The following is a 23,459-nucleotide window of genomic DNA, read 5'->3' as shown; positions in this document are numbered from 1 at the left end:
GCGGGCAGGCATGCTGCCGCTGGGATCCCCGCCGCCGCCCGATGAGCAGCCCGCTCGAGCCCTCTGCCTCACCTGTGGTGCAGGCGTCCGCCACGGATCAGGCGGCAGTCGCCGAAGCGGAGGGGGCCACGGAGCTGATCGGTGTGGATCTGGGCGGCACCGCCATCAAGCTCGGCCGTTTCGACCGCCTGGGCACCCTGCTGGCCGAGGCGGAGGTGCCGACGCCGAAGCCGGCCATGCCGGGAGCGGTGAGCGTGGTGATCGCAGAGGCCATTGATGCCCTTGATCCCGATCAGCGCGCCGGTCTGGTGGGCATCGGCCTGCCGGGTCCCACCGATGCCGCCGCCCGCATCGCCCGCATCTCGATCAACCTGCCGGGCTGGGTGGATGTGCCCCTGGCCGACTGGCTGGAGCCGCGGCTGGAGCGCCGCGTCACCCTGGCGAACGACGCCAACTGCGCCCTGGTGGGTGAGGCCTGGCGGGGGGCGGCCCGCGGCTGCGAGGACACGATCCTGCTCACCCTCGGCACCGGTGTGGGCGGCGCGATCCTCCTGGGCGGGGAGCTGTTCACGGGCCATGGCGGCGCCGCCGGCGAACTGGGCCTGATCGGCCTCGATCCCGATGGCCCTGCCTGCCGCAGCGGCAACCGCGGCTCGCTGGAGCAGCACTGCAGCATCAGCGGTCTGGCGCGCCTCTCGCCCCTGGAGCCTCCCGAGCTGAGCCGGCTGGCGGCCGCCGGGGATCCGGAGGCCCAGGCGGTGTGGGATCGCTACGGCCAGCTGCTGGGCATCGGCCTGAGTTCGCTGATCTACGTGCTGACGCCACGGCGGGTGCTGATCGGCGGCGGACTCAGCGCCGCCTTCGACCATTTCCTGCCGGCCCTGCGCCGCGAGCTGGAGGAGCGGGTGCTGGCGGTGTCGCGCGAGGGAGTGGAGATCCGGCCCTGCGCCCTTGGCAACGGCGCCGGTCGGCTGGGGGCCGCCCGCCTGGCGCTGCAGCGCTTGGGATGATGGAGCGATGAACCGGCTCCGGCCTGCCCGGGCCATCCCCGACCCCGGCCCGACCGATCCGGGGCTCTCGTCCCAGCCGGCCGCAGCTGCGGCGCCACCCGTTCCGCCTCGGCCAGCAGGCTCCCCCGTCACCCTCCATGTCCTCCGCCGCCAGCCCGACCATCAGCCCCTCCATCGCCCGGAGCGGAGACGCCAGCGGGGAGAGCCCGGTGGCCGCGGTGCCCGATCCGTCCCCGGAGCTGCTGCAGCGGGCCGCCGCCGTGCGGCGTGCGGCAATGGACCTGGGGCAGCGCAGTGACGCCGAGCGCCGCCACGCCCTGGAGGCGATGGCCGAGGCGCTGGCGGCCGACGCCGAGGCGATCCTTGCCGCCAATGCCGCGGATCTGCAGGCAGCGGCCGACGAGGGGCTGGCGCCGGCGCTGGTGGCCCGCCTGAAGCTGGATGCCGCCAAGCTCAGCGGAGCGATCGAAGGCGTCCGCCAGGTGGCGGCTCTTCCGGATCCGCTGGGACGCCGCCAGCTGCACACCGAGCTCGACAGCGGCCTGGTGCTGGAGCGGATGAGCGTGCCCCTCGGGGTGCTGGGGGTGATCTTCGAAGCGCGGCCCGATGCGGTGATGCAGATCGCCTCGCTGGCGATCCGCTCCGGCAATGGCGCGCTGCTCAAGGGGGGCCGCGAGGCCAGCCGCAGCTGCGCCGCGATCCTGAACGCTCTGAAGCGGGGCCTGGAGGGCACGGCCGTGGATCCCAGCTGCCTGGAGCTGCTCACCAGCCGTCAGGAGAGCCTGGCGCTGCTCAAGCTCGACGGGCTGGTGGATCTGATCATTCCGCGCGGCTCCAACGCCCTGGTGCGCTTCATCCAGGACAACACCCGCATCCCGGTGCTCGGCCACGCCGACGGCATCTGCCACTTGTATGTGGATGCGGCCGCCGACCTGCCGCAGGCGCTGCGCATCGCGATCGACAGCAAGACCCAGTACCCGGCCGCCTGCAACGCGATTGAGACGCTGCTGCTGCACCGCAGCATCGCACCGGCCTTTCTTCGCGAGGCGATTGCCGCCTTCGCGGCCGCAGGAGTGGAGCTGCGCGGCGACGCCGAGGCCTGCGCCCTGGGCGTTCCCCACCCGGCCGCGGAGGAGGACTGGAGCACCGAATACTCCGATCTGATCCTGAGTGTGAAGGTGGTCGACGACCTGGAGGCGGCGCTCGCCCACATCGGCCGCTACGGCTCTCGCCACACCGACGCGATCTGCACCACCGACGAGCAGGCAGCGGAGCGTTTCCTGGCGGCGGTGGACAGCGCCGGCGTGTATCTCAACTGCAGCACCCGCTTCGCCGACGGCTTCCGCTACGGCTTCGGCGCCGAGGTGGGCATCAGCACCCAGACCCTGCCGCCACGGGGCCCGGTGGGCCTCGAGGGCCTCGTCACCTACCGCTACCGCCTGCGCGGCGAGGGCCACATCGCCGCCGACTACGCCAGCGGTGAGCGACGGTTCACGCACCGGGCGCTGCCGCTGTGACGGCCATGGGCAGCGCCGCCGCCCCCTGCGATGCCATCCACGTGCAGGGCCTGCGCCTCTGGGCCCATGTGGGGGTGCTGGACCATGAACGGCTCCTGGGCCAGTGGTTCGAGCTCGAGTTCTGGCTGGGGGGCGATCTGAGCCAGGCCGCCGCCGGGGATGATCTCAGCACCAGCTACGACTACGTGACGGCGATCGAGGCCCTGCGCCAGCTGAGCCGAACGCTCGTCTGCCAGACGCTGGAGCACTTCAGCGATCGCGTTCTGACTACCCTGGAAGGGCTATACGGCCCCATCCCGATCCGGCTGGAGCTGCGCAAATGCCATGCCCCGATCGCCGGCTTCGACGGCACCGTGTCGGTCTGCCGTCAGCGGCGCTGGCCATGAACAACGCGGCAACGGCAATGGACCGCATGCGCCGCGGCTTCTCCCGCTGCGCCACCTTGCTGCTTCTGGCAGCCGGCCATCTGTCGGCGGGGCTGTTCCTCAGCAACCTCGATGACGGCCTCGCCCAGATCAGCGATCCCACGATTCGCCAGACGGCCGCAATCCTGCATCGCCTCTTCGAATCGCTCACCATCCACCATCTCCCCGTGCGCCTGGCGGTGGTGGCAGCGCTCGCGCTGGTGCTGGTGCGACAGATCCGCGGCCAGCCCACGCGCTGGTTCGAAGACCTGTTCGGCGGGCTGTTGCTGCTGCGCTGCACCGCCCAGTTCCTGATCCTGAACCTGCTGCTGCTGGCCCCGATGGGCGCCGGTGGCCTGCTGCTCACCCAGCTGGTGCTGTTCCTGCCGGTGATCACGATCGCCTTCGGCTGGCTCTACTGGCGCCTCGACAGCGGCGCGCGGCGCTGCGGCCGCACGCACATCCGCTTCCAGGATGCGGAAAGCACGGTCGATCGCTTCGATTACTTCTACATGGCCGGCATCACTTTGCTCTCGTTCGAGCCCAGTGGCGCCACCGCCGCCACACGACTGATGAAGACTCTGTTTCTGGTGCATGGCGTCGTCATGCTCGATCTGGTCGCGCTGACGCTGTCACGGGCGATCGGACTGGCCAGTGGGGGAGGCTGAACGGGCATGGCCGGCTATGAGCGCGACAGCGTCGCTGGATCCGTGCCGCTGGTGCTGGTGCATGGCCTGTGGGATACCCCTCGCCTGTTCCGGCACCTGCAGGCCCAGCTGGGCAGTCGCCGCCAACCGCAGCTGGTGCCCCATCTGCCCCATGGCCTCGGCTGGACGCCGCTGCTGCAACTCGCGGAGCAGCTGGACCAGCAGATCGAGGCCGCCTTAGGCAGCGAGCGACAGCTCGATCTGCTGGGCTTCTCGATGGGTGGCGTGATCGCCCGCATCTGGATCCAGCTGCTTGGGGGCTGGAGGCGCACGCGCCGCTTCACCAGCGTGGCCAGCCCCCATCAGGGCACGCTCACGGCCCTGCCCTGGCCGAGGCGGCTTCTGGCGGGGGTGGCCGACATGAAGCCCGGCAGTCCGCTGCTGCAACGCCTCGACAGCGATCTCGAACCACTGCGGCGGATCGAGTGCACCAGCTTTTACTGTCCGCTCGATCTCACCGTGGTGCCCGGCTGGAGGGCGGTGCTGCCCGTGGGCCCCAGCCACCCCCTGCTGGGCCTGCGCCACGACCGACTGCTGGCCGAACCCGCCTGCCTGGAGCCTTTGGTGCGGGAGCTGCTGCGGGAGTGAGCGCATCGCGCAGCCGAGGCGAGGAATGGAACCCCGGCATAAGGGGTGATGCGCATAATCTCAGAGATCATTAGACCGATACACGGAAGATCTGAAGCCAGGCCTGTTCAGAAACCAAGAGCACCTGAGCTGACAACAAGCCGTCCGCTGGGCACACTGGCAACAGCGGATCAGGTCAACGATGCAGGCAGGCCCCATCCCGGTGACACTGAACTGCTCTGGAGGCATCGCTCTTGGTGCCTACATGGCTGGCGTGTTCTCCGAGCTTGTCACGGCCTGCCTGCGCCCACGCGCCGGACGACCTGAAACCTTGATCTGCATCGACACGATCACCGGTGCGTCGGCAGGCTCCTTTCCAGCGGCCTTTCCTCCGATCTCCGTTGCGGTGCGCCTTCCGTATGTGATCATCAATGATGCACTGGCAGGATGCAGACGGTGACAGATCACCTTGAAGGGTTGGCAACGTCGTCTGCTGCGCTTGGTGATCGCACCGCTGGTCGGCATCGCGCTGCTGATGGTGGTTCCCCCGCTGCTGACCATCACGGCGGCGATCCTGTTGTTGGTGGGCTGGCTGTTCGGGTTATGACCCTGAGCTGAACAGCGCCACGCGGCTGCCTCCATCGCGGCGCAAGCAGGACCACATCGGCTGAACACCCCCCGGCGACACACCGCACGAAACCGCGGAGGGGCAGGCCGGGCTGTGGACCATGACCGCCCGGCAGAACGCGAGCCGTTCCACATGGGCCTTGTCGTGCTGGGCATCGCTGGTGCATCAGGCGTCAATCACGACGTCGGCCTTCGTGGGCCAAAGTCTGCAGCGCCTCAGACTGGGGCTTCCGATCCCCACCCATGCCCTCAGCTGCCAGATCAGCCCAGGGCTTCGGCCGCCCCTCCGCCTCGCATTGCGCGGCCTGCCCCTGTGGCGGTGGTGTCTACGCCAGCTGCTGCGGGCCCTTGATTGCAGGCGGACAGTTGGCAGGCACAGCCGAGCAGCTGATGCGCTCGCGCTACAGCGCCTTCGCCCTGGCGACCAGGGATCCCCAGGCGATCGATCATCTGCTGCGCACCCATCCCGAACCCGGCCAGAGCGAGGCGGAGCGTCGGCAGGGCCTGAAGGCCAGCACCCGCAGCCTCCAGTGGATCGGGCTCTCTGTGCTCGAAACCCAGAACGGTGGCCCGCTCGATTCACACGGCACTATCACCTTTGAGGCCCGCTGGCGCGATCGCGAGGGGCGAGAGGGGATGTTGCGGGAGTGTTCCCGGTTCGGGCGTGGCGAGGCCGGCGAATGGCTGTATCTGGAGGCCCTCAGCCTGGGGGAGGGGCCTGGGGGGTGAACTGGGCGTACAGCTCCCACACGTTTCGCCATTCGTCGGCCACCCCTCTACTGAAGCGAGGCCAGGACATGCAGACGAACCAGGAGCCACTCGACCACAAGGACGTGCGCACCATCATGGTCTGGGCCCATGCGCTCAACTGGGGGCAACCCGGGTCAAGAAGTCCAGCCGACTTTGCGTCGCATGGTGTACCAGTGGTTCTCAGACCCGCTGACACGCTCCGGCTCTTAGGAGAATCACCCTCAAAGCCCTGCCCTGACTGGCAGCTCCAAAGATCCTGCCCTTGGGCGATTCGCTGTTCTTGGGAGTGGACTCGGGGGCCGAGGTAATTCACGGAACCGTCCAATGACTAGCGGAAAAGATGCGGACAGCCACTACAGGCGCGGCTATGCTGAGACAGGGCTTCAGTACTTAACTTGTCACCAACCGTCTTCAGAGATGGCGAATTTCGCTTCTTCTTCTTCTCACGGGAGGAGAGTCGACCTCACATCCATGTCAGTCATCCTGATGGTGAGGCGAAGTTCTGGCTCAGCCCAACCGTTGAACTCGCTCGCAACATCGGGCTAAGCTCACAGAGGATCAAAGAAGCAGAGCGCTTGGTCGAGACACGCCAACAGGAGATCATCGATGCCTGGAACAATCACTTTTGCGGCTGAGGTCACGAATGTCTCTGGACATTGCGTCTGGATGCTTATCGATGATGAAGAGCTGGCGCTTCCATATTCAGAGTTCCCCTGGTTTAAAGCGGCAACCATTCAGCAGATCCTTAACGTGCTGCGTCCGACCTCGGATCATCTTTATTGGCCTGATCTAGATGTTGACTTGTCTGTCGAGTCGATACGCCACCCAGAAAGGTTCCCGCTGAAGGCCGAGAGCACTTTCCAACCCTGCCATACACCTGGCTCGCTTCCTACAATTTAGTGAGCCCACAGAGACCGGAAGCCCGCAGTTCTTTGCGAGCAGGCGATGGCCAGCTCTAGCAATATAAGAGAAAACCGCCAGGTCTCATCCAAACTGCTACTGCATACAGCCATCAATGTCCAAGAAAGCCCAAGCTGAGTTCATTCGCTGGTTCGGCCCCCTGCTGAATGCCCTGCGCGATCTCGGCGACTCGGGCCGGCCAAGAGAAGTGTCTGCGCGAATCGCTAGAAACCTCAACCTCCCAGATGATCTACTGGATCAGACGCTCAAGTCTGGAGGCAGCAAGTTTCACAATCAGGTTGCCTGGGCCAGACAGTACCTGGTGTGGGAAGGATTGCTCGATTCGTCGAAGCATGGGACCTGGACACTGACAGAGAAAGGGCGCAGTGCTCATCTTGACGAAAGGGAGGCAAGAGCGATCTTCCTGAAATGGGTTTCTATCCATGCCGAGAATCGCAAACAGAAGCGAGATGCTCAGGAAAACGGAGAGGAGCTGGCAGCACATGGGGCAACTCCAGAGACTTCGACAGAAGAAGAGACTCTTGATCTTCTGAGCACCCTGAGGTCCATCAGCCCAACAGGCTTTGAGAAGGTCTGCAGAGAACTGCTGAGGGAATCAGGCTTTGAGAATGTTGAAGTGACGGGTGGCTCTGCTGATGGAGGCATCGATGGCTACGGAACATTGGAGATCAACCCCTTTGTAAGCTTCAAGGTGCTGTTTCAGTGCAAGCGGTATGCCAAGGGGAACCTTGTCTCGCGCGCACAGGTTGGCGATTTCCGCAACTCCATGCTGGGGCGAGCCGAGAAAGGGATCATCATCACCACATCAGGCTTCAGCAATGCAGCCGTCCAAGAAGCGAACCGAGAAGGTGCACCTCAGGTGGAACTTGTCGACGGTGACAAATTGGTTGAGATGTTCCAGAAAGTTGAGCTGGGCGTGATCAAACGCACGGTCTATGACGTGGATCCCACCTATTTCGAGAAATTCAAGGACTGACTCGAGGCGACAGCACTTCAGTGTCTCTTCACAGGCGCCAGAACGAGCCTGACGTCACTGATGCCCTGCTACCGGCCAGTAGCAGGGCCCAGATGTTTCGCCTCGGCAGGGGCTAATTACCCTACCCCGCCCCCACCAAACCACTGTGCCGAATCAGCGCCTCAGCGCTCGGCCCCCGGCCGCGGAACTGCTCAAAAACTTCGCTCGGATGGCGGCTGCCGCCCAGGCTGAGCACCGTGTCGCGGAAGCGCCTGCCGGTGGCGCGGATCGCCTCCTCGTTCTCCAGGCCCACCTCCTCGAAGGCGCTGAAGGCATCGGCGCTGAGCACCTCGGCCCACTTGTAGGAGTAGTACCCCGCCGCATAACCCCCGGCAAAGATGTGGCCGAAGCTGCACAGGAAGGCGTCCTCCTCGATCGGCTCCAGCACCGTAGTGGTCTGGGCGATCTCGCGGCGCAGCTGCTCGGGCGTCTTGCCGCAGTCCGGCGTCCACTGGCTGTGCAGCCGTAGATCGGTGAGCGCGAAATGCACCTGTCGCAGCGTCGCGGCGCCGGCCATGAAGGTGCGCGCCGCCTGCAGCTTGGCGAACTCCTCTTCGGGCAGCGGCTCACCCGTCTGCCAGTGGCGCGCCATGCCCAGCAGCGTCGAGCGGTCATAGCACCAGTTCTCCATGAACTGGCTGGGCAGCTCCACCGCATCCCACTCGACGTTGTTGATCCCCGCCGCCTGGGGACGCTCCACGGTGGTGAGCATGTGCTGCAGGCCATGGCCGAACTCGTGGAACAGCGTCTCCACCTCCCCGAAGGTCATCAGGCTCGGGGTCTCACCCACCGGCGGGCTCTGGTTGCAGATCAGATAGGCCACCGGCAGCACCGGTGTGCCATCGGGGCGGTGGCTGCGCACCAGGCATTCATCCATCCAGGCGCCGCCGCGCTTGCTGCCCGGCCGGCTGTAGGGATCCAGATAAAAGGCCGCCAGCGGCTCACCCGTGGAGCTGTCATTGATGCGGAAGAAGCGCACATCCGGATGCCACACCGGCGCCTCGCCATCGGCCGCCTCGATACGGATGTCGAACAGCCGGTCGCACAGCCCGAACAACCCCTCGAGCACCCGCGGCAGCGGGAACCAGGGCCGCAGCTTCTCGCTGTCAAGCTCAAAGCGCTCCTGCCGCAGCTTCTCCGCCCAGAAACTCACATCCCACGGCTGCAGATCAGCCGCTTCCGCGGCGTTGTGGCGGGCGGCCAGAGCCCGCAGGTCGTCGAGTTCCCCCTGGGCGATCGGGTGGGCTGCAGCCCGTAGATCCTCCAGCAGCCGCTCCACTTCTGCTTCCGATTCAGCCATCTTCGAGGCCAGGCTCACCTCCGCCCAGTTCGCATAGCCGAGGCGCCTGGCCTGCTCGCGGCGCAGGGTCAGGATCCGCTCGATCACCGGCCAGTTGCCGCCAGAGGCGGCTTCATTGGGGTGTTGCGCGTCAGCGGAGCTGGCGGTGTTGGCCTCTCCTGAAGCCCGGCTCACGTGAGCCTTGTAGAGGCGTTCGCGCAGATCGCGGCGCTGGCTGTACTGCAGGAACGGCCCGAAGCGGGGGAAATCCAGGCCCAGCAGCCAGGGGCCGCTCTCCGCCGTGGCGCCCTCCTCGCCGCCATCGCGGGCGGCCTGGGCCAGCAGCTCCCGCAGGCTCTGGGGAAGCCCCTCCACCTCGGCCGGATCCTGCAGCAGCAGCGTCCAGCCGTTGGTGGCATCCAGCACCCGGTTACCGAAATCGGTCGACAGCTTCGCCAGCTCCTGGCTGGTGGCGTTGAACGCCTCGCGCTCCTCTCCCTTGAGCGCCACGCCGCGCAGCTCCATGTGGCGCAGCTCGCTCTCGACGATGCGGAGCTGGGTGGCATCGAGGCCGCCCTGTTGTTTGAGGTTCAGCAGCGCCGCATGCAGCACGGCGCTCTGGCCGCTGCGATTGCCGAAGCTCACCACCCGCGCCTGCTGGCTGGCATGGGCCTCGCGCAGCTCCGGGGTGTCGCACACCCCATGCAGGTGGCTCACCACCCCCCAGCTCCAGCGCAGCCGCTCCTCCAGCCGCTGCAAGGGCTCCATCACCTCCTGCCAGCCCAGCGGCCGCTGCTCGCTCAGCGCAGCCTCCAGACGGGTCTCCAGGCCGGCCAGCTCGCCCTCCAGATCCTCCAGCAGCTCAGGGATGTGATCGCTCACCTGCTCCGGCGTGATCGCCTCGAACGGCGGCAACCCCTCTCCCTGCAGCAGGGGCGGACGCGGCGCGGTGGACACAGCCATCAGGAACGAAGACGGGATCAGCCCATTCCAGCCGATCAGGGCCGCCTGCGGCGGTCCAGCCGGTGCGCTCCACCGAACCTCTCAGCCGGTGCCTGAGCCTGGAGGTTCCATCACGCGTTCCCCTGAACCTGCGGACTCGACCGCAGGCATCGGATCAGGCGCTCAAGCGAAGGGTTGCCGCACAGAGTGAAGCCCCACAGAAGCGCTGCACGCTGGCGCCAACAGCCCAGCGAGAGCACTCAGCCGATGAGCGGCAGCTGGGCGAGAGCCTGCACAGTCACCTGGCTCAGCTCACTGGAGAGCGCATCGGTGCCCGCCTGGTAGAAGTCGATGGCGATGCGGGGCCAGAAGCCGATCGTCAGGGTCGGCACCAGCAGGGTGAGGCCGATCAGCAGCTCGCGCGGCTTCATGTCGCCCACCACCGCCAGGGCCGGAATCCTGGGGCCGAAGAAGACGCGGCGGCACAGCGAAAGCAGATACACCGGCGTCAGCACCAGGCCGATCGCCGCCAGCAGCACCGCGATCACCCGGAACGATGTGGTGAAGGCGTCGCTGGAGGTCAGGCCCAGGAACACCGTGATCTCACTGACGAAGCCGCTCATGCCGGGCAGCGCCAGCGAGGCCAGTGAGCTGGCCAGGAAGAAGGCGAAGGTGATCGGCAGCGCCTTCGCCAGGCCGCCCATGTTGGGGATCGAGAGCGTCTCGGTGCGCTCGTAGAACACGCCGGTGACGAAGAACATCGCCGCCGCGATCAGGCCGTGGCTGATCATCTGAAGCATCGCGCCGCTCATCCCCAGAGCGTCGATCGCGCCGATCCCCACCAGCACGAAGCCCATGTGGCTCACCGAGCTGCAGGCGATGCGCCGCTTGACGTTGTCCTGGGCGAAGGCGTTGAGCGCGCCATAGATGATGTTGACGATGCCCAGCAGCACCAGGGCCGGCGCCAGCTGCACATGGGCCTCGGGCAGCATCTGCACGTTGAAGCGCAGCAAGGCGTAGCCGCCCATCTTCAGCAGCACACCCGCCAGCAGCATCGACACGGGCGCGTTGGCCTCGCCGTGGGCATCGGGAAGCCAGGTATGGAGCGGGAACATCGGCAGCTTGACGCCGAACCCGATCAGGAAGCCGAGGTAGCAGAGCAGGCCGAAGCTGCCGCCGGGGGAGCGGGCGGCCAGCTCGGTGAGATTGAGGGTGAAGGGGCCGGAGAGCGCCAGGGCCAGGCCACTCAACAGGATCAGCAGCGAGGCGGTGGCCGTGTAGAGGATGAACTTGGTGGCGGCGTACTGACGCTGCTTGCCGCCCCAGATGGCGATCAGCAGATACACCGGCACCAGTTCCAGCTCCCAGGCCAGGAAGAACAGCAGGAAGTCCTGGGAGAGAAACACCAGCGCCTGGGCCGAGGCCTGCAGCAGCAACAGCCCGAAATAGAGCCGCGTCTTGCGGTTGATGTTCCAGCTGGCCGCCACCGACAGCATCGTCACCAGACCGCTCAGCACCACCAGCGGCGCCGACAGACCATCCGCCGCGAGGGACCACTCCAGGCCCAGGGCCGGGATCCAGGGCACCCGCTCCACCAGCTGCAGCTGGCTGAGCGTGGGGTCGAACTGACGGCTGAACACCCACAGCATCAGCACGAAATCGATCAGAAGCGTGCCGAAGGCCAGCAGGCGGGGTGCACGGGGATCGCTGCCATCCCCGGCGGGGAGCAGCGGCATCAACAGCGCGGCGGCGGCCGGCAGGAGCACCACCAGCGTCAGCCAGGGGAACGCTGCAGGCACCGGGGCCGCCTCGGAGACCAGGGAAGCCAGTGGAGCACTTGGGAGTGAGGACGCGACCGTCAAAAGCAGGGATGCGTCCATAACTCCAGCGAATTCAGGGCGGTGGGGACGATCGCCGCGGCCCTGCCGCAGAGGGGTGTCCCGAGCGACGCAACGTTACAGCCGCGTGTACAGAGTGGTGGGTAGATCTACCTAGGTTCAGTGTGTCCTGGCCAGCGGCTCCCAGCGGCTGCCCCGATCCTGCAGGGCCAGCACCTCCCCACGGCTGCTGACCCCTTCGCGCTCCCAGGCCGCCACCATCGCCGCACTGATCGCTTCAGCCCGATCGGGGGGCGCAAGGGCAAGCAGCGTCGGGCCGGCACCGCTGATCACGCAGCCCCAGGCTCCCGCCTCCAGAGCGGCCTGGCGCACGCTGCGCCCTCCCTGGATCAGCCCCCAGCGGTAGGGCTCATGGATGCGGTCATGCAGGCCGTCGGCGATCAGATCGCCGTTGCCGGTGCGCAGTCCCTGCAGCAGCAGGGTGAGGGCACCGAGGTTGATCACCGCATCGGGAATCGGGATGCTGCGGGGCATGGCGCGACGCGCCTCGGAGGTGCTCAGCCGGATCGACGGAATCGCCACCACCGCCTGCACATCGGCGGCCCATTCGCAGCGCAGCACACGCCAGCGCTGCGAGGCGGTGCGTGCCGTCAGACAGAGGCCCCCCAGCAGCGAGGGCACCACGTTGTCGGGATGGCCCTCGATGTCGATCGCCAGCTCGAGCAGTTTCTCGGTGCTCAGCGGCTCGCCCACCAGGGCGTTGGCACCGATCAGGCCGGCGACGATCGCGGTGGCACTGCTGCCGAGTCCACGGGCCGGCGGCACCGCCAGCTGCACGCGCGCCTCCAGGGCCACGGGCTCGATGCCGGCTTCCCGCCAGACGCGTTGGGCAGCCCGATACACCAGGTTGTCCGGGCCGCCACGCAGATGGGAGCCCTCGCTGCCCTCGATGATCAGGTCGAATCGCTCGGCGCCGCCATCCACCACCTGCAGCGCGAAGCGGTTGCCGAGATCAAGGGCAGCGCCCAGGCAATCAAATCCTGGGCCGAGGTTGGCGGTCGTCGCAGGAACGTTGACCACCACCCCCTGGCCGAGGCTGGGGCGCTCCATCCGGTTCGGTTCACTGTGGCCAGTGTCGCAGCCGGTGGGTCAGGCCAGCAGCATGCGCGCCCGGCAGGCGGCGCTGAAGCTGCCGATGGCCGCATCGGTGACCGCCTGAATGGGGATCGGCTCCAGCACGGGCGTCAGGCGCCCCTTGGCGAGAAAGGCGTCGATGAAGGCGGGTGAGCGCAGCTCGGCGAGCAGCTTGGCCGCCGTGCCGCCCGCCAGCCAGATGCCACCGCGCGGCAGGCAGGCCAGGGCCAGATCGCCGCACACCGCCCCATAGGCCCCCAGCCAGAGATCCAGGGCGGTACGGGCCAGGGGGTCACCTGCCGCCGCCGCGCCCGCGACCGCCGCCGGCAGATCGCGGCGCTCCCCATCCTCCGCCCCGGGACGCAGCCAGCCCTCGGCGACGGTGCTCAGGGGATGGTCGACACCCTGCCGGGGCTCACGGCTGAGCAGCCAGCGGGCCACATGGCCAAGGCCGGTGCCACTGACCACCCGCTCGATCGACACCCGCTCGATCGCCAGGTCGTGCTGCAGCCACTGCCTGAGCTCCCACTCCGCCTGGCTGCGGGGGGCGAATTCGCCGTGGGCCGCCTCACTGGCCAGCGCCTGCAGGCCGGAGGTGGTGGGAACGCCGATCGCCACGCCGAGGCCGGTGCCGGCCCCCAGGATCAGGAGAGGCGCCTGCGGCTGGGCCGAACCACCCCGGACGGGCGCCTGCTGTGCTGGCTGCAGATGGGGCAGGCCGTAGATCAGCACCGCGAAGTCGTTCACCAGCTCGACGCGCGGGATGGCGCAATCGCGGGCCAGCTCGTGTTCCCCGAGGCTCCAGGGAAGGTTGGTGAGGCGGGCGCGGCCGGCCTGCACCGGACCGGCCACCGCCAGGCAGGCCACCGAGGGATGGGCATGGCCGGCGGGGCGCAGACCCTCCAGAAAGTGGTTGACCATCGCCGCCAGATCCGGCCAGTCGGCCGAGCTGTAGCGCTCCTGGGCCAGGGTCTCCAGTCCGCCGGCGGCATGCAGGCTGAGCAGCGTCTTGGTGCCGCCGATGTCGCCGGCCAGCAGGGTGGTCATGGGGGGTGTTCCGGCGGACGTCAGCTGGCGGCCGCGGCCGGCGCCAACCCCAGACCGGCGGCGCGGTCGCGGTTGGCCGCGCCGGCGGCGGCGAGCAGTTCGCTCACAGCCACGCTGCCCAGGTCGCCTTCGCGGCGGCTGCGCAGGCTGAGGCTGCCGGCTTCGGCCTCCTTGGCGCCGATCACCGCCAGCACGGGGATCTTCATCTGTTCGCCGTTGCGGATGAGCTTGCCGAGGCGGTCGCCGGAATGGTCAATCGTGGCCCGGATGCCCGCAGCCTGCAGCTGATGCAGGACATCCTCGGCATAGGGGCGCACCTCATCGGTGACCGGCAGCAGACGGAGTTGCTCCGGGGCCAGCCAGAAGGGGAAATCGCCGGCATAGTTTTCGGTCATGATTCCGTAGAACCGTTCCAGCGAGCCGAAGATGGCGCGGTGAATCATGATCGGTCGCTGCCGGGATCCATCGGCGGCCACGTACTCGAGCCTGAAGCGCTCGGGCAGGTTGAAATCGAGCTGAATCGTGGAGCACTGCCACAGTCGGCCGATCGCATCCTCGATCTTGAGATCGATCTTGGGGCCGTAGAAGGCGCCGCCGCCCTCATCGATCCTGTAGCTCCACCCCTTGCGATCGAGGGCCTCAATCAGGCCCTGGGTGGCCAGATCCCAGACGGCGTCTTCGCCGATCGACTTCTCCGGCCGGGTGGAGAGGTTGATCTCGTAGCTGCGGAAATCAAACGTCGAGAGGATCTGCTCGGTGAGATCGAGGATGCGCAGGATCTCGTCGCTGATCTGCTCCGGCAGGCAGAAGACGTGGGCGTCGTCCTGGGTGAAGCCGCGCACGCGCATCAGGCCATGCATCACGCCGGGACGCTCGTAGCGATACACGGTGCCCAGTTCGGCCCAGCGGATCGGCAGTTCGCGATAGGAGCGCAGGCGGCTGGCATAGGTGAGTACGTGGAACGGGCAGTTCATCGGCTTGAGCTGATACTCCCGCTCATCCACCTGCATCGGCCCGAACATGCTCTCGCTGTAGAAGTCGAGGTGGCCGGAGGTCTTCCACAGGCTGATGTCGGCCACGTGGGGGGTGTAAAGCAGCTCATAGCCGGCCGCGAAATGCAGTTCACGCCAGAGGTTCTCGATCAGCAGGCGCATGCGGGCGCCGCGCGGATGCCAGAACACCAGGCCGGCGCCGGCCTCGTCCTCGATCGAGAAGAGGTCGAGGTCGACGCCCAGGCGGCGATGGTCGCGGCGCTTCGCCTCTTCCTGGCGCCGCTGGTACTCCGCCAGCTGCTCGGGCGTCTCCCAGGCGGTGCCGTAGATGCGCTGCAGCTGGGCGTTGTTCTCATCGCCGCGCCAGTAGGCGCCGGCCACGCTCTCCAGTGCAAAAGCCTTCGGGTTGAGCTCGGCGGTGTTGGCCACATGCGGGCCGGCGCAGAGATCCCACCACTCCTCTCCCAGGGTGTAGAGGGTGATCGGCTCCTGGATGCCGGCCAGGATCTCCAGCTTGTAGGGCTCGTTCTGGGCCTTGATCCTCGCCTCTGCCTCGGCCCGGCTCACCTCAAGCCGCTCCAGGGGCAGCTTGCGGTTGATGATCCGGATCATCTCCTTCCTGATCGCCTTGAGATCGGCCTCGGTGAAGGGATCGGGACTGTCGAAGTCGTAGTAGAAGCCGTTCTCCGTCCAGGGACCGATGGTGACCTGCGCCTTCGGGAACAGCTTCTGCACCGCCATGGCCATCACGTGGCTCATTGAGTGGCGGATGCGCAGCAGCTGGGGGCTCTCGCTGGTCTTCGGCAGGCTGATGGCGACGGCCTCAGCCACGGGTGTGGTTCCCGACGCGGCCTCGCCAGGTCTGCTCGGGCTGGAGGCGGTGACGGGCACGGGAATCCGACGGTGCTGAAGGGAGATCCTACGCAGCACAATCCTCTGCAAGCCCGCGCCCACGCTTGTGAGCAGCCCTTCTCCCATCCGTGCCGTGCGGCCGGGCTCCGCCCTGCAGGAGCGCCGCAGCCTGGCCGTGAGCTACCTGCTCTGGTGCCTGTGCCTGGTGGGGGTCTGCGGGGTGCAGCGCTTCTACAACCGCAAGCCGCTCAGCGGTCTGCTGTGGCTGTTCACCTTCGGGTTCTGCTACATCGGTCAGCTGATCGATCTGCTGCTGCTGCCCAGGCTGGTGCGCCACGCCAACCATGCCCTGCTGCACGAGGGCCCCGGGGTCGTGGATGGCGCCACGATCGAGCGCCAGCTGCTGGCTCTGGCCCGACGCGCCGGAGAGCGGGGCTTCACCATCAACGACGCGGTGCTCGAGCTGCAGCTCCCTCCTGGTGTGGACAGCGGCGTCATCCGCGAGGAAATCCAGCAGTTGCTTCGCGGCGAGCTGCTGGATGTGGGCAACGATGAGCGGGGGAGGGTGGTCTACCGGGAGCCGTGAGGGTGACCTGCGCCTTAATGGCAGATCTCACCGGTCGGGCGGGGGTGACCCCATCGAAAAGTGGTGTGCGGGGAAGAGGTCCGTTTGGGCGCCGAGGCAGAGCGGACCAACCAACGGATCAGCCACGGGGTCAACGGGAGCGATCACCATCGCGCCTGGGCTGACCGGCCTTGCCCTGTTGACGGCGCTGATTCTCAAGCTGACGGGCATGGGCCTTGCGGCGACGCTGAGACTGGCCGGTTTCGATCCACTGCAGGATGCCTGTGATCAGATTGCTGCGGCGTTGCTGCTGGCGGGCATGCCGACGCAGTTTTTCGAGATGGTCACGCTTGCTCCGGCGTTTTTCAAGGGCCTCACGCAGCGTCCTGAAGGGCTGCCCAGCCTTGAGCCGCGGCAGGGATGGAGTGCGTATGGGAACGGCGGCGGCCGCAGCGAAGAACACGGAGAGCAATGCGCCGAGCACCGAATTCTTCACCAAATTGGACGCATCGGTGAGGCGTCGATTGCGGATACGCTGTGATTGCTGCTGCTTCTGATTGGAGAGATCCTGAGACAGCCGCTCAATCGTGACCTTCTGGAAATCAGGAATCGGCAGATTAAAGTCGGCAGGCAACTTCGGATTGCCTGGTAGTTTCACAAGCGCCGTATTCAATTCCTCCGTGGTGCGGCTGGATTCAATCTCAGCGCGCACCGCACTCAACGTCGAGATCAGACGGTTGGCAGGCACCTCAGCAAGGAGGCCGATGCGCCAGAGGGCGCTTGCCTGCAGAGGGATCAGCAGGACGAAGCCAATGCTGGCGAGACGAGAGGCCAACCGCAGGCGCCCCCGCAACAACCTGGAGGCGGCGGGAACGTTCGGATCCGGGGCGTGGCCGAGCAGCAGACAGCAGGTGGCCAGCAGAGGGAAGGGCGCGGCCGAAAACAGGGTGTTGACGACCAGCAATTGCCAGGCCGGATCCAGCAGCCGAGGTGGCAGGAAGAGGGGAACGACCGAGGTCAGGAAGACGCCGTAGAGGCAGAACGCCGCGATGCGCAGCAGTCCGGCCACCTCAGAGGGGATCCTGAGCGAGGGCTGCGGCGATCGTTCCGCGTCGCTGGCAGCGGCGGAATCGGCACCCCCTGCGGCCGTTGAACTGTAGTCCGCGTCAAGAGAAAGATCAGGCGGAGAATCAGCCTCCCGTAAGGCGTACTGGGAGGGGCCAGGCTGGCGTGGTTCAGCGGGATTCAAGTCTCCAGTCCGCAGATTCGGGCAAACCTTAACTGGAGCCGAGATATTCCTCCATACGAGGGCATGAAAAACAGAAGATTCATCGCAGCCGATAGCCCCGCTCACGGCCGTGAGCCATGTCCACGTCAGGGCCTGATGCCGTAGGTGGCCCCAAAGGCACCCCGAGTTGCAGCGATCTCCGGTCCCACGAAGCTCAGTAGAGCCAGCGCAGAGCCATATCACTCAGAGCCGGAGCGCATGGGATCCATTACAGAGATCTGGGGCTTGGCCAGAACAGTGCCTGGACGACCGAGCTGCCCGAAGGTTCAGCTCCGCGGCAGGAAGCCCAGCGCGTCCCGCACCCGCTGCACCGTGGCTTCGGCGACGGCATTCGCCCGCTCGCGGCCGTGCTTGAGAACCTGCTCCAGCGTGGCGGGATCCTGGCGCCACTGGCCGTAGCGCTCCTGGATCGGCCGCAGCGCCTCGACGGCTGCCTCGGCCAGCAGCGGCTTGAACCTGCCCCAGCCCATCTCGGCACACTCGCCGGCGGCGGCGGTGCGGCTCTGGCCGCTCAGCAGTGCGTAGAGGCCCAGCAGGTTGTCGGCCTCGGGGCGCTCGGGATTGCCGAATTCCAGGCCCATCACCGGGTCGGTCTTGGCCCGCTTGATCTTCTTCGTGATCAGCTCGGGCGGGTCGAGCAGGGTGATGCGCGAGCCCTCGTTGGAATCGCTCTTGCTCATCTTGCTGCGGCCGTCGGTGAGGCTCATCACCCGGGCACCCTCCGGCAGGATCAGCGGCTCGGGCACCCGCAGGATCGGCAGGATCTCACCCTGCTCGTCGCGGGGGGCGAAACGGGCGTTGATGCGCTGCTGGGCGATGTCACGCGCCAGCTCCAGGTGCTGCTTCTGGTCCTCCCCCACCGGCACCCGATCGGCGTCATAGAGAAGGATGTCGGCCGCCATCAGCACGGGGTAATCGAGCAGCCCCGTGGATACATCGGCCCCCTGCCTGAGCGCCTTCTCCTTGAACTGGATCATCCGCTCCAGCCAGTTGAGCGGCGTCACGCAATTGAGCAGCCAGCACAGCTCACTGTGGGCACTCACATGGCTCTGAACGAACACCGTGGAGGCCTGCGGATCGATGCCGCAGGCCAGGTACAGCGCCGCTGTGGTGAGGGTGTCCTCGGCCAGACGCGCCGGGTCGTGGGGCACGGTGATGGCGTGCAGATCCACGACGCAGAAGAAGGTGTCGTGGGTCTGCTGCAGGTCGACCCAGTTGCGGATCGCCCCGAGCCAGTTGCCCAGATGCAGGGCACCGGTGGGCTGAACGCCGGAGAGCACCCTCGGCCGTTGGGCGGACATGCGGTTCAGGATGCGGGAGTGGCCTCGGAGGCGGCGGCGTCAGCCGTGGCGGTCTCCACCTCAGCGGGGCTCACCTCAGCCGCCTCGGTGGCGCCTGTTGCGGCGAGGTCGCTCCCCTCGTCGAGCGTGTCAGCCGGTGCGTCCTCAGCGGGCTCAGCTGCGGGGGCAGGCGCGGGACGGGAAGGGCGTGCAAACGGATCCACCCGCGCCGAGCGCCCGCCGCCGCCGCCGGCAGGGCGATCACGCTCACCGCGGCGCTCACTGCGCTCGCCGCGGGGGGCCGGTGGGCGTCCGCCGCCCTGGGCCCGCTGCTGGGCCACCACCTCATCGAGCTTGCCCTCCTCGAGCAGCTGGGCGAGGGTGCGCAGCGAAAAGCCCAGCACCGCGACGGTGGAGCGCAGATTGAACGCCTCCTGCAGGGCGCGGGCGGCCTGCATTTCGTTGTCGCTCAGACGGATCCGGAAGCCACCGCTATCGCGTCCGCCACTCTGGCGGTTCCCACGCCCGGCACCCTCGGGACGCCCCTGGCTGGAAGTGAAGTTCGTGTCGTCGGCCATGACCGCAGCCTGCAAGCACCGGCCAGTGTTGCGCATCGCGGTGGGAGGCCCCCGGACCGGCGGGATGGCCGGAGCATCACTCGGCCGGATGCGGGATCTGAGCTAAAGATGCACTGCCTCGGCCCGCCCGCGTGACCACCTCGGATCCGACCTCCGCGCCGTCCCTGCCCGGCGGGCGGCCCGTCCTCGGTGGCCTCCCCTGGCGCAGGCCCGCCCTGGCCCTGGCCGGCACCCTGGTGCTGAGCGAGGGCGTGGCGCGCTGGATCCATCTCGATGGTGGCGCCCTGCTCGGACTGGGGGCCCTGGCCGGCGGCTGGTGGCTGCTCTCCCGCCGGCGCCCCCAGCCCGGCAGCCGCCTGCCCGGCGATGTCGATGGCTGGATTCAACGCTGCCAGGAGGTTCTGCCCCGCTTCGCCCAGCTGGCCGGAGAGGACGACAACAGCCAGAGCCTGCAGAGGCAGGCGGAGTTCACGGCGCTGCTGCAGGAAATCCGCCGCGGCGAGCTGGCCGCCTCCCTGGTGAGCTGTCGGCCCCCCGCGGCGGACCTGCAGCCGACCTTCGCCACTGCCCTGCGCTGCAGTCGCGCCCTGCGCCTCCAGTGGGGAGAGCCCCTGCCCACCGGCAGCGACGACTGGAGCTGGCCGGAGAGCTTTGCCCACTCCGATGTGCTCCTCTATCACCTGCACTGGCCCCTGAGCGCCGCTGACCTGCGCTGGCTGGAGGCCCTGCCCGAAGGCCAGCCCGCCTGGCTGCTGCTGCAGCTGGCACCGCGGTGCGGCACCGAGGCGACCCTGGCAAATGCAGCGCTGACGGATGACGGGTTGCCGGATGCCGTGAGGAGCGATGCGTTGCTCTGCGAGCTGGCCAGCCAGTGGCCGGGCCTGGATCGCCAGCGCTGCCTGCTCTGGGATGGCACCCGGGGCTCCCTGGCCACCGCCCTGGAGCCGCTGGCGCTCTGGTTGCGGCGCAGCGGCGAGCGGCAGCGCCAGCAGACCGCCGTGCGGGTGCTGGCCCAGCTGCACGAGCGCTGGCAGGCCGATCTGGAGGGACTGCGCCGGATGCACTGGCAGCGGCTGCAGCAGCGCACCCAGTGGCTCGTGGCCGCCGGCGTGCTGGCCTCACCGTTGCCCAGCCTTGACCTGCTGGTGCTGGCGGCCGCCAACGGCCTGATGCTGCAGGAGATGGCGCGCCTGTGGGACTGCTCCTGGGATCTGGAGACCCTGCGGGCGGCCGCGACGGAACTGGCCCGAGCCGCCCTGGCCCTGGGCCTGGTGGAGTGGAGCAGCCAGGCACTGCTGACGGCCGCCAGGCTGCATGGCGCCACCTGGCTGGTGGGGGGAACGCTGCAGGCGCTCAGCGCCGCCTATCTCACCCGGGTGGTGGGTCATGCCATGGCCGACGTGCTCGCCCTCTCCAGCGGCGTGGCCGAGGCGGACCTGGCGGCGATCCGGCGCCAGGCGCCGATGCTCGTCTCCAGGGCTGCCGAAGCCGAACGGATCGACTGGAACGGCTTCCTGCAGCAGGGGCGCCAGTGGCTGCAGCACTCCATCAGCCCTGCGGCGACAGCCTGAACCGCGACACACGGCCCGGCGCCGTCGCCCCGACCGGGAAAGCAGATGGCGCTCGAAGGCGCACGGGGATGGAGCCCTGGAACCCAGGAACAAGCCGCCCCGCCGAAGCTCCTTCACTCAACTTCATCACTTTTTCTCTCAATTCGGCGATCGAGCGGCGGCGATGTTGTGCAGCGCGGCAACCGCCTTAGCATCAAAAGACTCCCGTTTCCAGAGCAATCCGGTCCGGTTGCGGCCGATTCGGATGGGCTGTCATCGAGCAGCCTCGTGGTTCCGGCACGGGAGCCATCCATCCACCACCCTCCGTTCTCTTTCCATGACCACTGCTGTCCGCAGCGGCCGGCAAGGAAGCTGGGAAAGCTTCTGTCAGTGGATCGCCTCCACCAACAACCGCATCTATGTGGGTTGGTTCGGCGTGCTGATGATCCCCTGCCTGCTGGCCGCCACCATCTGCTTCATCGTCGCCTTCATCGCCGCCCCGCCGGTTGATATCGACGGCATCCGCGAGCCCGTCGCCGGCTCGCTGATCTACGGCAACAACATCATCTCCGGTGCCGTTGTTCCTTCGAGCAATGCCATCGGCCTGCACTTCTATCCCATCTGGGCCGCCGCCAGCCTGGATGAATGGCTCTACAACGGTGGCCCCTATCAGCTGGTGGTCTTCCACTTCCTGATCGGCATCTCCGCCTACATGGGCCGCCAGTGGGAGCTCTCCTACCGGCTCGGCATGCGCCCCTGGATCTGCGTCGCCTACAGCGCTCCCCTGTCGGCTGCCTTCGCAGTGTTCCTGATCTACCCCTTCGGTCAGGGCTCCTTCTCCGACGGCATGCCTCTCGGCATCAGCGGCACCTTCAACTTCATGCTGGTGTTCCAGGCTGAGCACAACATCCTGATGCACCCCTTCCACATGCTGGGTGTGGCCGGCGTGTTCGGCGGCAGCCTGTTCTCGGCCATGCACGGCTCGCTGGTGACCTCCAGTCTCGTGCGGGAGACTACCGAGAATGAAAGTCAGAACTACGGCTACAAGTTTGGCCAGGAAGAGGAGACCTACAACATCGTGGCTGCCCACGGTTACTTCGGTCGTCTGATCTTCCAGTACGCCTCGTTCAACAACAGCCGCAGCCTCCACTTCTTCCTGGCCGCCTGGCCCGTGGTGGGGATCTGGTTCACCTCCATGGGCATCAGCACCATGGCCTTCAACCTGAACGGCTTCAACTTCAACCAGTCGATCCTCGATGCCCAGGGTCGGGTGCTGCCCACCTGGGCGGACATCCTCAACCGCGCCAACCTCGGCATGGAGGTGATGCACGAGCGCAACGCCCACAACTTCCCGCTCGACCTCGCCGCCGTGACCCAGACGCCGGTGGCACTCACCGCTCCGGTGATCGGCTGAACCCCGGTCATGCCTGGGGCCCTCAGCTTCGGCTGAGCACCTGAAGGTCCGTGTTGATGGCCCGACGGGCTTCCCGGGACCAAGGCCAGCCAGCCCAGGTTCCCCTCCCGGTCTGAGCTCCCCACGACCCGAGCCTCACATCGCCCCCGCCTTGGCGGGGGCTTTTTCTTTCCTGAGCCCACAGTCCAGGCCCGCGGCAGGCGCGGCCGCAGCCTGGAGTCCGCGCCGCCGCCGAAGCCGACGCCATCGCCCGGCACACCAGCGCTCACTCGCCGAACCGGCCCCGACCGACTGCGATCATGCCGGTGTGACTCCCTTTCCCTTCCCCTCACCGCGCTGACGTGCCGCTGCAGCTGGATCAAGGCTTTCTGTTCGCCTTCCTGATCACCCTGGCGGCGGGTCTGTGCACCGGCATCGGCAGCGTGATCGCCCTGTTCACGCGGGGGTACCAGCCCCGTGTGCTGAGCCTCGCCCTGAGCTTCTCAGCCGGGGTGATGCTGTTCGTGAGCTTCGTGGAGATCTACCCGAAGGCGCGTCTGGCGATGACCGCCGCCCTCGGGAGTCGGGCGGGGCACGGAGCCACTCTGCTGGCCTTCTTCGCCGGCATTGCCGCCATGGCGCTGCTCGATCGCCTGCTGCCCCAGCATCCGCTGCCAACGGTGACCGCCCCCCCGGAGCGCAACGCCCAGCTGCCCAGATCGGCTCTCCTGCGCACGGGTCTGTTCACGGCGCTGGCCATCGGCATCCACAACTTCCCGGAGGGCCTGGCCACCTTCGTGGGCGCCATCGCCAACCCCCGCCTGGGCCTCGGCATCGCGATCGCCATTGCCATCCACAACATCCCCGAAGGTCTGGCGATCGCCGTGCCGATCCATCAGGCCACCGGCAGCCGCTCGCTGGCCTTCTCCCTGTCGCTGGCCTCGGGCCTGGCCGAGCCCCTGGGGGCCCTGGTGGGCTACGGCCTGCTGCGCCACGTGTTCAACGACGTGGTGTTCGGCAGCGTCTTCGCCAGCGTGGCCGGGGTGATGGTCTACCTCTGCTTCGACGAATTGCTGCCGGCGGCCCGCCAGCACGGCGCCCACGCCCTGATGATGGCCGGCGTCGTGGCCGGCATGGCCGTGATGGGCCTGAGCCTGGTGCTGATCAGCTGAGCGGGGGGTGCGGGGCCATCGGCGAAGATGC

General features: G+C 67.5%; 23 protein-coding genes. 15 read left to right on the top strand and 8 right to left on the bottom strand.

Going from position 1 to position 23,459, the window contains the following annotated elements:
- Nucleotides 1-41: 41 nt before the first annotated feature.
- The 11 genes from H8F25_RS17220 to H8F25_RS17165 all read left to right on the top strand — a co-directional run bounded on the left by H8F25_RS17220 (nucleotide 42) and on the right by H8F25_RS17165 (nucleotide 7,479).
- Nucleotides 42-1,010, top strand: a complete 969-nt coding sequence (locus H8F25_RS17220) for an ROK family protein (RefSeq protein WP_197211462.1) — start codon at nucleotides 42-44, stop codon at nucleotides 1,008-1,010.
- Nucleotides 1,011-1,219: 209 nt separating this feature from the next.
- On the top strand, nucleotides 1,220-2,527 hold the full coding sequence (locus H8F25_RS17215; protein WP_231597405.1) for a glutamate-5-semialdehyde dehydrogenase: 1,308 nt from the start codon (nucleotides 1,220-1,222) through the stop codon (nucleotides 2,525-2,527).
- Between the two features lie 5 nt (nucleotides 2,528-2,532).
- The gene (locus H8F25_RS17210; protein ID WP_197211460.1) at nucleotides 2,533-2,913 is read left to right on the top strand and encodes a dihydroneopterin aldolase; all 381 of its coding nucleotides are present in this window, start codon (nucleotides 2,533-2,535) and stop codon (nucleotides 2,911-2,913) included.
- Entirely contained in the window at nucleotides 2,910-3,599 is a 690-nt protein-coding gene (locus H8F25_RS17205; protein ID WP_197211459.1) for a hypothetical protein, read from the top strand. Before H8F25_RS17210 ends, H8F25_RS17205 begins: the two co-directional genes overlap by 4 nt.
- Before the next feature lie 6 nt (nucleotides 3,600-3,605).
- The gene (locus H8F25_RS17200; RefSeq protein ID WP_197211458.1) at nucleotides 3,606-4,226 is read left to right on the top strand and encodes a triacylglycerol lipase; all 621 of its coding nucleotides are present in this window, start codon (nucleotides 3,606-3,608) and stop codon (nucleotides 4,224-4,226) included.
- A 181-nt stretch (nucleotides 4,227-4,407) separates the two neighbouring features.
- The gene (locus tag H8F25_RS17195; protein WP_197211457.1) at nucleotides 4,408-4,665 is read left to right on the top strand and encodes a patatin-like phospholipase family protein; all 258 of its coding nucleotides are present in this window, start codon (nucleotides 4,408-4,410) and stop codon (nucleotides 4,663-4,665) included.
- Between the two features lie 410 nt (nucleotides 4,666-5,075).
- Nucleotides 5,076-5,561, top strand: a complete 486-nt coding sequence (locus H8F25_RS17185; protein WP_197211455.1) for a YchJ family protein — start codon at nucleotides 5,076-5,078, stop codon at nucleotides 5,559-5,561.
- Nucleotides 5,513-5,890 (top strand): tyrosine-type recombinase/integrase, encoded by a 378-nt coding sequence (locus tag H8F25_RS17180; protein WP_197211454.1) that lies wholly within the window; start codon nucleotides 5,513-5,515, stop codon nucleotides 5,888-5,890. Before H8F25_RS17185 ends, H8F25_RS17180 begins: the two co-directional genes overlap by 49 nt.
- 87 nt (nucleotides 5,891-5,977) lie before the next feature.
- Nucleotides 5,978-6,217 carry a DUF4160 domain-containing protein gene (locus H8F25_RS17175; protein WP_197211453.1) on the top strand — a complete coding sequence of 80 codons (240 nt, stop codon included), beginning with the start codon at nucleotides 5,978-5,980 and terminating at the stop codon, nucleotides 6,215-6,217.
- The gene (locus tag H8F25_RS17170; RefSeq protein WP_197211452.1) at nucleotides 6,189-6,482 is read left to right on the top strand and encodes a DUF2442 domain-containing protein; all 294 of its coding nucleotides are present in this window, start codon (nucleotides 6,189-6,191) and stop codon (nucleotides 6,480-6,482) included. The genes H8F25_RS17175 and H8F25_RS17170 overlap by 29 nt, the downstream gene beginning before the upstream one ends.
- A 115-nt stretch (nucleotides 6,483-6,597) precedes the next feature.
- The gene (locus tag H8F25_RS17165; protein WP_197211451.1) at nucleotides 6,598-7,479 is read left to right on the top strand and encodes a restriction endonuclease; all 882 of its coding nucleotides are present in this window, start codon (nucleotides 6,598-6,600) and stop codon (nucleotides 7,477-7,479) included.
- Nucleotides 7,480-7,600: 121 nt separating this feature from the next.
- Here H8F25_RS17165 and H8F25_RS17160 read toward each other — a convergent pair whose 3' ends face one another.
- The 5 genes from H8F25_RS17160 to thrS form a co-directional block, all read right to left on the bottom strand.
- A complete protein-coding gene (locus tag H8F25_RS17160) occupies nucleotides 7,601-9,760 on the bottom strand; it encodes a M3 family metallopeptidase (protein WP_197211450.1) in 2,160 nt (719 codons plus the stop codon).
- Between the two features lie 239 nt (nucleotides 9,761-9,999).
- Entirely contained in the window at nucleotides 10,000-11,619 is a 1,620-nt protein-coding gene (locus H8F25_RS17155) for an NAD(P)H-quinone oxidoreductase subunit 4 (protein WP_197211449.1), read from the bottom strand.
- 117 nt (nucleotides 11,620-11,736) lie between these two features.
- On the bottom strand, nucleotides 11,737-12,687 hold the full coding sequence (gene thrB, locus H8F25_RS17150) for a homoserine kinase (protein WP_197211448.1): 951 nt from the start codon (nucleotides 12,685-12,687) through the stop codon (nucleotides 11,737-11,739).
- Nucleotides 12,688-12,726: 39 nt separating this feature from the next.
- Complete coding sequence (glk, locus tag H8F25_RS17145) at nucleotides 12,727-13,758, bottom strand: glucokinase (protein WP_197211447.1); 1,032 nt, start codon at nucleotides 13,756-13,758, stop codon at nucleotides 12,727-12,729.
- Nucleotides 13,759-13,778: 20 nt separating this feature from the next.
- The gene (thrS, locus tag H8F25_RS17140; protein WP_231597403.1) at nucleotides 13,779-15,509 is read right to left on the bottom strand and encodes a threonine--tRNA ligase; all 1,731 of its coding nucleotides are present in this window, start codon (nucleotides 15,507-15,509) and stop codon (nucleotides 13,779-13,781) included.
- Nucleotides 15,510-15,708: 199 nt separating this feature from the next.
- Here thrS and H8F25_RS17135 point away from each other — a divergent pair, with 199 nt between their 5' ends.
- Nucleotides 15,709-16,188 carry a TM2 domain-containing protein gene (locus H8F25_RS17135; protein WP_231596943.1) on the top strand — a complete coding sequence of 160 codons (480 nt, stop codon included), beginning with the start codon at nucleotides 15,709-15,711 and terminating at the stop codon, nucleotides 16,186-16,188.
- A 130-nt stretch (nucleotides 16,189-16,318) separates the two neighbouring features.
- Here the strand turns inward: H8F25_RS17135 and H8F25_RS17130 are convergent, their stop codons facing one another.
- The 3 genes from H8F25_RS17130 to H8F25_RS17120 form a co-directional block, all read right to left on the bottom strand.
- Nucleotides 16,319-17,521 (bottom strand): hypothetical protein, encoded by a 1,203-nt coding sequence (locus H8F25_RS17130; protein WP_197211445.1) that lies wholly within the window; start codon nucleotides 17,519-17,521, stop codon nucleotides 16,319-16,321.
- Between the two features lie 200 nt (nucleotides 17,522-17,721).
- Entirely contained in the window at nucleotides 17,722-18,756 is a 1,035-nt protein-coding gene (gene trpS, locus H8F25_RS17125) for a tryptophan--tRNA ligase (RefSeq protein ID WP_197211444.1), read from the bottom strand.
- A gap of 5 nt (nucleotides 18,757-18,761) precedes the next feature.
- Nucleotides 18,762-19,313: a hypothetical protein gene (locus H8F25_RS17120; protein ID WP_197211443.1), complete on the bottom strand. Its 552-nt coding sequence runs from the start codon at nucleotides 19,311-19,313 to the stop codon at nucleotides 18,762-18,764.
- A 131-nt stretch (nucleotides 19,314-19,444) separates the two neighbouring features.
- Here H8F25_RS17120 and H8F25_RS17115 point away from each other — a divergent pair, with 131 nt between their 5' ends.
- The 3 genes from H8F25_RS17115 (at nucleotide 19,445) to zupT (ending at nucleotide 23,428) form a co-directional block, all read left to right on the top strand.
- Entirely contained in the window at nucleotides 19,445-20,884 is a 1,440-nt protein-coding gene (locus tag H8F25_RS17115) for a YcjF family protein (RefSeq protein WP_197211442.1), read from the top strand.
- Nucleotides 20,885-21,200: 316 nt separating this feature from the next.
- On the top strand, nucleotides 21,201-22,277 hold the full coding sequence (gene psbA, locus H8F25_RS17110) for a photosystem II q(b) protein (protein ID WP_197211441.1): 1,077 nt from the start codon (nucleotides 21,201-21,203) through the stop codon (nucleotides 22,275-22,277).
- Between the two features lie 341 nt (nucleotides 22,278-22,618).
- The gene (zupT, locus tag H8F25_RS17105; RefSeq protein WP_197211440.1) at nucleotides 22,619-23,428 is read left to right on the top strand and encodes a zinc transporter ZupT; all 810 of its coding nucleotides are present in this window, start codon (nucleotides 22,619-22,621) and stop codon (nucleotides 23,426-23,428) included.
- Nucleotides 23,429-23,459: the final 31 nt, after the last annotated feature.

It is taken from the genome of Synechococcus sp. CBW1004, assembly GCF_015840715.1.
Lineage (GTDB): Bacteria > Cyanobacteriota > Cyanobacteriia > PCC-6307 > Cyanobiaceae > Cyanobium.
This window is presented reverse-complemented; position numbering and strand designations above follow the sequence as displayed.

What these genes read in the sequence shown, in the direction of transcription:
- glk (WP_197211447.1), bottom strand. Translation starts at nt 13,758, where the DNA reads ATGACCACCCTGCTGGCCGGCGACATCGGCGGCACCAAGACGCTGCTC.
- thrB (WP_197211448.1), bottom strand. Translation starts at nt 12,687, where the DNA reads ATGGAGCGCCCCAGCCTCGGCCAGGGGGTGGTGGTCAACGTTCCTGCG.
- psbA (WP_197211441.1), top strand. Translation starts at nt 21,201, where the DNA reads ATGACCACTGCTGTCCGCAGCGGCCGGCAAGGAAGCTGGGAAAGCTTC.
- H8F25_RS17210 (WP_197211460.1), top strand. Translation starts at nt 2,533, where the DNA reads ATGGGCAGCGCCGCCGCCCCCTGCGATGCCATCCACGTGCAGGGCCTG.
- H8F25_RS17165 (WP_197211451.1), top strand. Translation starts at nt 6,598, where the DNA reads ATGTCCAAGAAAGCCCAAGCTGAGTTCATTCGCTGGTTCGGCCCCCTG.
- H8F25_RS17205 (WP_197211459.1), top strand. Translation starts at nt 2,910, where the DNA reads ATGAACAACGCGGCAACGGCAATGGACCGCATGCGCCGCGGCTTCTCC.
- H8F25_RS17220 (WP_197211462.1), top strand. Translation starts at nt 42, where the DNA reads ATGAGCAGCCCGCTCGAGCCCTCTGCCTCACCTGTGGTGCAGGCGTCC.
- H8F25_RS17170 (WP_197211452.1), top strand. Translation starts at nt 6,189, where the DNA reads ATGCCTGGAACAATCACTTTTGCGGCTGAGGTCACGAATGTCTCTGGA.
- H8F25_RS17185 (WP_197211455.1), top strand. Translation starts at nt 5,076, where the DNA reads ATGCCCTCAGCTGCCAGATCAGCCCAGGGCTTCGGCCGCCCCTCCGCC.
- H8F25_RS17200 (WP_197211458.1), top strand. Translation starts at nt 3,606, where the DNA reads ATGGCCGGCTATGAGCGCGACAGCGTCGCTGGATCCGTGCCGCTGGTG.
- H8F25_RS17120 (WP_197211443.1), bottom strand. Translation starts at nt 19,313, where the DNA reads ATGGCCGACGACACGAACTTCACTTCCAGCCAGGGGCGTCCCGAGGGT.
- H8F25_RS17160 (WP_197211450.1), bottom strand. Translation starts at nt 9,760, where the DNA reads ATGGCTGTGTCCACCGCGCCGCGTCCGCCCCTGCTGCAGGGAGAGGGG.
- H8F25_RS17180 (WP_197211454.1), top strand. Translation starts at nt 5,513, where the DNA reads ATGGCTGTATCTGGAGGCCCTCAGCCTGGGGGAGGGGCCTGGGGGGTG.
- H8F25_RS17195 (WP_197211457.1), top strand. Translation starts at nt 4,408, where the DNA reads ATGCAGGCAGGCCCCATCCCGGTGACACTGAACTGCTCTGGAGGCATC.
- H8F25_RS17155 (WP_197211449.1), bottom strand. Translation starts at nt 11,619, where the DNA reads ATGGACGCATCCCTGCTTTTGACGGTCGCGTCCTCACTCCCAAGTGCT.
- trpS (WP_197211444.1), bottom strand. Translation starts at nt 18,756, where the DNA reads ATGTCCGCCCAACGGCCGAGGGTGCTCTCCGGCGTTCAGCCCACCGGT.
- thrS (WP_231597403.1), bottom strand. Translation starts at nt 15,509, where the DNA reads ATGAGCCACGTGATGGCCATGGCGGTGCAGAAGCTGTTCCCGAAGGCG.